A 7,534-nucleotide genomic window follows, 5' to 3' on the forward strand; every position below is an offset into this window, starting at 1 on the left:
ATTTGCAACAGGTATAAAAATGGCTAAACCTGGAATGAAAGTAATCGCATTAGGTGGAGACGGTGACTTCACTGCAATCGGAGGTAACCACCTTATTCATGCTGCAAGAAGAAACATCGACATCGCAGCAATCATTTTCAATAACAATATCTACGGAATGACAGGAGGACAATTCTCTCCTACCACTCCTATTGGCGATTACGCTACGACAACTCCTACTGGAAACATAGATCCAAACTTTGATATCGTAAAGCTTGTAGACGGTGCAGGAGCTTCTTATGTAGCCAGAGGTACTGCTTATCACTTTGATGCTCTTGTAAAGTTATTTGAAAACGCCATCAACCACAAAGGATTCTCTCTGGTAGAGGCTGTAAGTACTTGTCCTACAAGTTACGGAAGAAAAAACAAAGGGTTCAAGGGAAATCCTTCAGCTATGCTGAAATACATGAGAGACAACACTGTACCTGTAGCTGCTGTTGCAAAACTTCCGAAGGAAAAAGTAGAAGGTAAGCTTGTAATCGGAGAATTCAAAAATGAGCAGAGACCTGAATACACAGAAGAGTATCAAAAAATTATAGATAAAGTAAGAGGGGTGTAATAGATGGCAAAGGAAATCAGATTAAGCGGTTCAGGTGGACAGGGTCTTATTTTGGCAGGTATCATCCTTGCAGAAGCTGCCTTGAAACAAGGTAAGGTAGCTGTACAGTCACAATCTTACGGTCCTGAGGCTAGAGGTGGAGCAAGTAAGTCTGAGGTAATCATAAGCGATACTGAGATTCTGTATCCTAAGGTAAATCAAGCCGACATCTTTCTTTCACTTACTCAGAAATCATTTGATACATACGGAAACGGAAATAAAGAGAACTGCAGTATTGTAATAGATTCAAGCGTTGAAGTTCCAGAAGGTTTAAACGTCATTAAACTCCCTATACTGGAAACTGCAAAAGAAAAAGTAGGAAACGCAATAGTTGCAAATATAGTGTCTCTCGGAGCCATACAGGCTGCTACAAACATTGTAGACAGAGATATCCTTGAAGAAACTATTCTCGGAAGAGTTCCTGCTCATGTAAAAGAGCTAAACAAAAGAGCATTTCAGGCTGGTATCGATTTAGTTAAAAATTCATAATAAATATTAAAAACTTAATCTATAGTAAAAAAAATGGGCTTTCAATGAAAGCCCATTTTTACATATCTAAAACTTGATATAAAAACAATAGTTATTATCTAGTGTATTACATCATTTTTTTTATAGTATCTGCCAGTCTTTTTATCCCAATATCTATAGTTTGGGCATCTACATTGGAATAATTAAGTCTAAAGGTATTTTCAATTTTTTCTTTGGCATAAAAAGGAAATCCTGGAACAAAGGCCACATTTTCTTCAATAGCCTTGTAAAAAAGATCCAGAGCTTTTATGTTTTCCGGAAGTGTTACCCATAAAAACATCCCACCCTCTGGCCTTGTAAATTTAACCTCTTCTGGAAAATATTTTTCGATGGAGCCTATCATAGCTTCTCTCTGGTGACCGTAAGCCTTGATAATTTTTTCAATATGCTTATCCATATCGTTATCTAAAAGATACTGATAAATTATTCTCTGGCTGAAATAGTTTGTGTGAAGGTCCGAAGCCTGTTTTGCTACTACTAATTTATCAATCAGTTCTTTCTTTGCATATATCCAACCAAGTCTGAAAGAGGGGGCTATTATTTTTGAAAAACTTCCCAAAATTATGGTATTGTCATAATATTTTTTCATTGACGGAACCGTTTCCCCTATAAATCTTAAGTCACCGTACGGATTGTCCTCCACCATTAAAATATCTTGCTTTTTTATTGCTGCTGCAGTCGCTTCTCTTTTTTCAGAACTGTAAGTTATTCCAGAAGGATTCTGAAAATTTGGTACAGTGTAAAAAAGTTTTATTTTATTGTTTTTCATAACTTCTTCTAGTTCTTCTATGGCTACCCCGTCATCCTCTAATGTAACATCACAAAAGTTTGGGCCATATACTGAAAACGCCTGTATGGCTCCGAGATAACCCGGTTTTTCCATCAAAACATTTTCTCCATCATTTATAAAAGTCTTACCTATGAGGTCAAGCCCCTGCTGTGATCCGCTTGTAATTATTATTTCTTCCGGACTCACATCGATACCTTCTTTTTCTTTATACCTTCTGGCAATATACTCTCTGAGGGGAAGATAGCCTTCTGTGGTGCTGTACTGAAGAGCATTTGCACCATCCTCTTCGAGAACTTTATTACACGCATTTTGAATCTCTTTCACAGGAAAAAATTTAGGATTGGGAAGTCCCCCTGCGAAAGATATTATTTTCTCGTCTGCAGCCACTTTCAATATCTCTCTGATAAATGATTTCGGAACATTTTTAAGCCTGTCTGATATATAATTTTCCATGTACAACACCCCGTCTTTTAATTTTATATGACCCTAAAATGAACCCCTTTTTCCCACTAATATCTTTTAAAAATTTTTATTTCCCTTAATTATTAATAGGTATTCTAATGTTTGAGTCTGAAATTGTCAAGAATTTTTATAACTACTGCAGTCTGTAGGTAAATAAAAAAAAACGCGCATAATGCGCGTTTTTTTTATTTATATGATTATGCGTTTTTTAATTTTGTTTCTGAGGTTTTCTCCACAACTTCATCTTGAGGTAAAACTATATTTAGTATTAGTGCAATCGCACCTGATACTACTATTCCTGACCCTCCGAATATAAGCTGTATTGTCTGAGGGAAGTGAGCTAGTGCTTCTGGTACACTTCCAAGTCCGAATCCAAGTCCCAATGAAACCGCGATAATAACGCTGTTTCTACCTTGAAGCTTATCTTTTGTTATTAGATTTATTCCGCTTATTGATATCATTGCAAATATCATAACCAGACTTCCACCTATAACACTAGGAGGAATAATTGTGAACAAGGCACCGATCTTAGGAATAAACGCTCCCATAACTAGGAGAGATGCCCCTACAGCAACTACGTGTCTGCTCATTATTCCAGTCATGGCAACAAGTCCTGTATTCTGACTGAAAGATGTAGTCGGAAGGATACTAAATGCAGAAGCCAGGGCACTACCTAAACCGTCTGCCATAATTCCTCCAGAAAGCTCTCTATCAGTAGTCTCTCTTCCTGCACCACCCATAGTAACTCCTGACATATCTCCAACAGTCTCCACTGCAGAAACCACAAACATAAGAACCATAGCCAGTATTGCGTCAAGATGGAAAGTAAATCCATAAGTGAAAGGCTTTGGAACTATGAAAAAGTTTGCCTGGGATACTGCCCCTAGGTCTACCTTTCCAAAGATAGCTGCTACAATAAATCCTACAATGGTACCGATAACAACAGATGCTGTACTTGTTATCCCTTTAGTAAACTGCTTGAAGAAAATTACAGTTAGGAGAACTACCATTCCTATTGTCATATTAACCGGAGATCCGAAGTCTGCCGCCCCTACTCCACCTGCGAAATACTTGATCCCAACTGGAAGAAGGGAAAGACCTATAGAAAGAACAACCACACCTGTAACGATAGGCGGGAAAAATTTTCTTATTTTACCGATAACCGATCCAAGAAGAGCTTCAAATATACCCCCTACAAGGGCTGCTCCGAGAACCGCTTCAAAACCATACTTTGTCCCTATAGAGATGGCAACCGGCACAAAGGCAAAACTCGTACCAACTACAACAGGCAGTCTAGCACCAATAGGCCCAAGGCTGTAAGCCTGAAGAATAGTGTTTAATCCTGCTACCAGCATAGTACACTGAATAAGAAATGTCTTTTGTTCCTGAGGAAGACCTAAAACCCCAGATACGATGATAATTGGTGTAAGATTGCTGACAAACATTGCAAGAATATGCTGAAGCCCTAAAGGAAATGCTACTTTCAGCGGTGGTACTCCGTCCAAGTGATAAGGTGATCTGTTTTTCATTGATTAATTCCTCCTAAAACCTTAATTTTACCCATATAACATCACAGAGGAAAATAAAAAAAAGTTATTTTCCTCCTATAAGTGAAAGAAAATAACCCAGTGCACCCTAAACTATGCCTGTTTTATCTTTTCACTCATAGTAGCTAATTTACGGTTAGCTGTAGAAACTCCCGACCTTATTTCGGAATTATACGAGTGTTATTTTTTTATTTTAACAAAAACAATATACCATATTAATAAAAAAAAATCAAATAAAGTGAAAATTATAGTTTAACCTTATAACACTCTTCCAAAAGACCACCTAGAAGAGTTTCAACCTTTTCCTTTGACAAGCCTTCTATTACACCGTCACTTTTGTCTATAATTTCATCCTCAGAAAACAGCTCTCCATTTTCATCTTTGATTCCTGTATTTGTAAAACCAAGATCTGGATCAATAAGCGTAAGCAGAAGAAATTCATCACCCACTCTATAGAGACACCTGTTTTTAGATATTATTATTCTGGCCCCTTTCTGAAGAACCCCATTTAGTCTTTCCATTATCTCTTTACGTTCCATATCATAAAAATACTCTTTTTTCGGAAGAAAATATATCTCTTTTTCCATCTCCATAGCCTCTAATATTTTATCAAACATTTTGACCACCTCTATACATATTTTACCCTTTGCAAGAGATTGTTCCTTCAAAAAACAATAAAACTTAAAAACCCATACTATACTATTTTTAATTTCTTCTTCTATACCAGCGGGGCTTTTGTCCCTCTTTTTCCAAGGTACTCTTCAAAAGCTTCTTTAAAATACCGCATCCCTGTTTTTATCTCTCCTTCGTTTACCCCTGCAAAGCTCATTCTGAGATAGGGACTAGGATCATTTTTCTGATAAAATACTCTTCCTGGAAGAAAGGCCACGCCCCTTCTAAGGGCTATATTATAGAACTTTTCGCTATCCATCCACTCTGGTATTTTCACCCAGAAAAAAAGCCCTCCTTCTGCCTCATAAACGATTTTAATCTGAGGTATATTTCTGATCTCTTTTTTCATAAGAATGTAACGCTGAGAAAATATTTCTCTGATTGTATCCAGATGATTGTAGATACATCCTTTTCTCATGTAGTGGTGAAAGGCTCTCTGATTCAGACCTGAGCTTGATATATCCGCCATATATTTTACAGAGACTGCCATCTCTGAGAGTTCTCTTGGGAGAGCCATAAAGGCCAGTCTCAGACCTGGCATGAAAATCTTTGAGAAACTTTTTATGTAAATAACTTTTTCTTTCTGATCTATGCTCTTTAGGCTCGAAGGAGTGTGGTCCCCGTAATGTATCTCGGACATACAATCATCTTCCACAATGAAAACATTATTTTTATGGGCAGTCTTCAAGAGTTTTTCTTTTTTTCTGTCACTCCAGCATATACCCGTTGGGTTGTGATAATTCATCATGGTATAGATAAATTTTATACCTCTTTCTTTCTCAAGGGCAGATTTCAGTTTTTTCATGTCCATGCCGTCTTTTTCCAGGGGTATTGTTATTATATGTGCCCCTGCCTTTTTAAAAGAGGATACTGCACCAGAATATGTGGGCCCCTCCACTATGATTTTATCCCCGGGTTTTATAAGCATTTTTCCTATAATATCTATGGCTTGTTGAGAACCTGATACTATCTGTATATTATCGGTCTTTATGTTTTTTTCATTTAAATATCTTGATATCTCTTCACGAAGAGGTCCATATCCCTTGGGATCCTGATAGGAAAAGACATCTCCCCCGTCTCTCTCTAGAACAGTATTTATAGCCTCTTTAAAATCTTTCAGAGGAAAAAGCTCTGATGAGGGAGTGGCACTTGCAAAATTGATAACTTCTCCCAAATCAAGCTGGCTGTAGTTTATTCCGTGGTCTCCCTCCTCTTCAAAATGAAATTTTTCAGGGAGTTTTTCTGATGCCACATAGCACCCGCTTCCTACTATTTTATAGAGATACCCGTCTTTTTCCAGGATATCATAGGCTTTCACAATTGTAGATGAATTGACAGAAAGAACCAAAGAAGCCGCTCTTATGGTTAGAAGTTTTTGATCTCTTTCAAATTCCCCATTTTCAATCATCTTTTTTATACCTTCAAAAACTTGTATATAAAGTTTATTCCCTGCTCTTTTTTCCACCTTGAAATCAAACATTTGTCTCTCACCCCCTAGAATTGTATCGCTACAATTTTGATTTTATCACGTTGACATCACTGGCAATATATTAGATAATCAACCTAATCAAATCAAAAAAAATATTCATAACAGTACAATTATAACATTTTGTATCGTTTTATAAAAGGGGGATTTATGGAAAACAAAAGGTATGAACTAAACAAAAATCTTGCTCAGATGCTAAAGGGCGGAGTAATCATGGACGTCATAAATGCGGAGCAGGCAAAAATAGCAGAGGAAGCAGGGGCATGTGCAGTAATGGCTCTAGAAAGAGTCCCGGCAGATATCAGGGCAGCTGGCGGAGTTTCTAGAATGTCCGATCCGAAAATGATAAAAGAGATACAGGCTGCAGTTTCTATTCCTGTCATGGCAAAGGTCAGAATAGGGCATTTTGTGGAAGCTCAGATTTTAGAGGCTATAGAGGTGGATTATATAGATGAGAGTGAGGTACTGACTCCTGCTGATGATAAGCTGCATATAGATAAGTCAAAATTCCAGGTTCCGTTTGTCTGCGGAGCAAAAAATCTGGGTGAGGCTCTCAGAAGAATCGCAGAAGGAGCTTCTATGATAAGAACAAAAGGTGAACCAGGTACAGGAGATGTAGTAGAAGCTGTAAAACATATGAGAGCCATGAACTCTGAAATAGCTAGAATAAGCTCTATGACCAGCGACGAGATATATAATGCCGCCAAAGAACTGGGAGCTCCTTTGGACTTAGTAAGAAATATCCATGAAAACGGAAAACTTCCTGTTGTGAATTTTGCTGCTGGTGGCGTGGCTACCCCTGCAGATGCCGCTCTCATGATGCAGCTTGGATGTGACGGTGTCTTTGTCGGGTCAGGAATATTTAAATCCGGAGATCCGAAAAAAAGAGCCGCTGCAATAGTAAAGGCAGTAACAAATTACAACGATCCGAAAATACTTGCAGAGATTTCTGAAGACATTGGAGAGGCCATGGTTGGAATCGGTATCCATTCTCTTAGAGAAGAGGAAAAAATGTCTGAAAGAGGGTGGTAATATGAAAATCGGTGTTCTTGCTTTACAAGGAGCATTCAGAGAACATATTGAAATCCTCAACAAACTCGGCATAGAAGGAGTAGAAGTAAGAAAAAAAATGGATCTCAGGGATATAGAGGCAATAATTCTCCCTGGGGGAGAAAGCACTACAATGGGAAAGCTTTTAATTGATCTGGGAATCATGGATACACTTAAAGCTATGATAGAAGATGGATTTCCTGTATTTGGGACTTGTGCCGGGATGATACTTCTTGCAAAATCCCTTGCCAACGACGAAAAGGTTCACTTGCGTATTATGGATATCATTGTAAAACGAAATGCCTATGGCAGACAGCTGGGAAGTTTTAACTGTAAAGCACCTGTGAAGGGTATAGGGGAGG

General features: G+C 38.0%; 8 protein-coding genes and 1 riboswitch. Of the genes, 4 read left to right on the top strand and 4 right to left on the bottom strand.

Annotated elements, in window-relative coordinates:
- Together ABZA26_RS03890 and ABZA26_RS03895 are read left to right on the top strand one after the other, a co-directional pair.
- On the top strand, positions 1-598 hold a 598-nt coding region (locus tag ABZA26_RS03890; RefSeq protein WP_372713206.1), incomplete at its 5' end, for a thiamine pyrophosphate-dependent enzyme.
- A 3-nt stretch (positions 599-601) separates the two neighbouring features.
- A complete protein-coding gene (locus ABZA26_RS03895) occupies positions 602-1,126 on the top strand; it encodes a 2-oxoacid:acceptor oxidoreductase family protein (RefSeq protein ID WP_372713207.1) in 525 nt (174 codons plus the stop codon).
- A gap of 106 nt (positions 1,127-1,232) precedes the next feature.
- On the opposite strand, the gene ABZA26_RS03900 is transcribed toward ABZA26_RS03895, so the two are convergent.
- The 4 genes from ABZA26_RS03900 to ABZA26_RS03915 form a co-directional block, all read right to left on the bottom strand.
- Positions 1,233-2,408 carry a PLP-dependent aminotransferase family protein gene (locus tag ABZA26_RS03900; RefSeq protein ID WP_372713208.1) on the bottom strand — a complete coding sequence of 392 codons (1,176 nt, stop codon included), beginning with the start codon at positions 2,406-2,408 and terminating at the stop codon, positions 1,233-1,235.
- 206 nt (positions 2,409-2,614) lie between these two features.
- Positions 2,615-3,946, bottom strand: a complete 1,332-nt coding sequence (locus ABZA26_RS03905) for a uracil-xanthine permease family protein (RefSeq protein WP_372713209.1) — start codon at positions 3,944-3,946, stop codon at positions 2,615-2,617.
- A gap of 117 nt (positions 3,947-4,063) precedes the next feature.
- Positions 4,064-4,161: riboswitch (purine riboswitch) on the bottom strand.
- Between the two features lie 48 nt (positions 4,162-4,209).
- Entirely contained in the window at positions 4,210-4,581 is a 372-nt protein-coding gene (locus ABZA26_RS03910; RefSeq protein ID WP_372713210.1) for a hypothetical protein, read from the bottom strand.
- Between the two features lie 101 nt (positions 4,582-4,682).
- Positions 4,683-6,116 carry a PLP-dependent aminotransferase family protein gene (locus ABZA26_RS03915; RefSeq protein ID WP_372713211.1) on the bottom strand — a complete coding sequence of 478 codons (1,434 nt, stop codon included), beginning with the start codon at positions 6,114-6,116 and terminating at the stop codon, positions 4,683-4,685.
- A gap of 156 nt (positions 6,117-6,272) precedes the next feature.
- On the opposite strand from ABZA26_RS03915, the gene pdxS reads away from it, so the two are divergent.
- Positions 6,273-7,154 (top strand): pyridoxal 5'-phosphate synthase lyase subunit PdxS, encoded by an 882-nt coding sequence (pdxS, locus tag ABZA26_RS03920; RefSeq protein ID WP_372713212.1) that lies wholly within the window; start codon positions 6,273-6,275, stop codon positions 7,152-7,154.
- 1 nt (position 7,155) lies between these two features.
- On the top strand, positions 7,156-7,534 hold a 379-nt coding region (pdxT, locus tag ABZA26_RS03925), incomplete at its 3' end, for a pyridoxal 5'-phosphate synthase glutaminase subunit PdxT (RefSeq protein ID WP_372713213.1).

The organism is Ilyobacter sp., assembly GCF_041583315.1.
In the GTDB taxonomy this organism is placed as follows: Bacteria; Fusobacteriota; Fusobacteriia; order Fusobacteriales; family Fusobacteriaceae; genus Ilyobacter.

What these genes read in the sequence shown, in the direction of transcription:
- ABZA26_RS03895 (WP_372713207.1), top strand. Translation starts at nt 602, where the DNA reads ATGGCAAAGGAAATCAGATTAAGCGGTTCAGGTGGACAGGGTCTTATT.
- ABZA26_RS03900 (WP_372713208.1), bottom strand. Translation starts at nt 2,408, where the DNA reads ATGGAAAATTATATATCAGACAGGCTTAAAAATGTTCCGAAATCATTT.
- ABZA26_RS03905 (WP_372713209.1), bottom strand. Translation starts at nt 3,946, where the DNA reads ATGAAAAACAGATCACCTTATCACTTGGACGGAGTACCACCGCTGAAA.
- ABZA26_RS03915 (WP_372713211.1), bottom strand. Translation starts at nt 6,116, where the DNA reads ATGTTTGATTTCAAGGTGGAAAAAAGAGCAGGGAATAAACTTTATATA.
- pdxS (WP_372713212.1), top strand. Translation starts at nt 6,273, where the DNA reads ATGGAAAACAAAAGGTATGAACTAAACAAAAATCTTGCTCAGATGCTA.
- ABZA26_RS03910 (WP_372713210.1), bottom strand. Translation starts at nt 4,581, where the DNA reads ATGTTTGATAAAATATTAGAGGCTATGGAGATGGAAAAAGAGATATAT.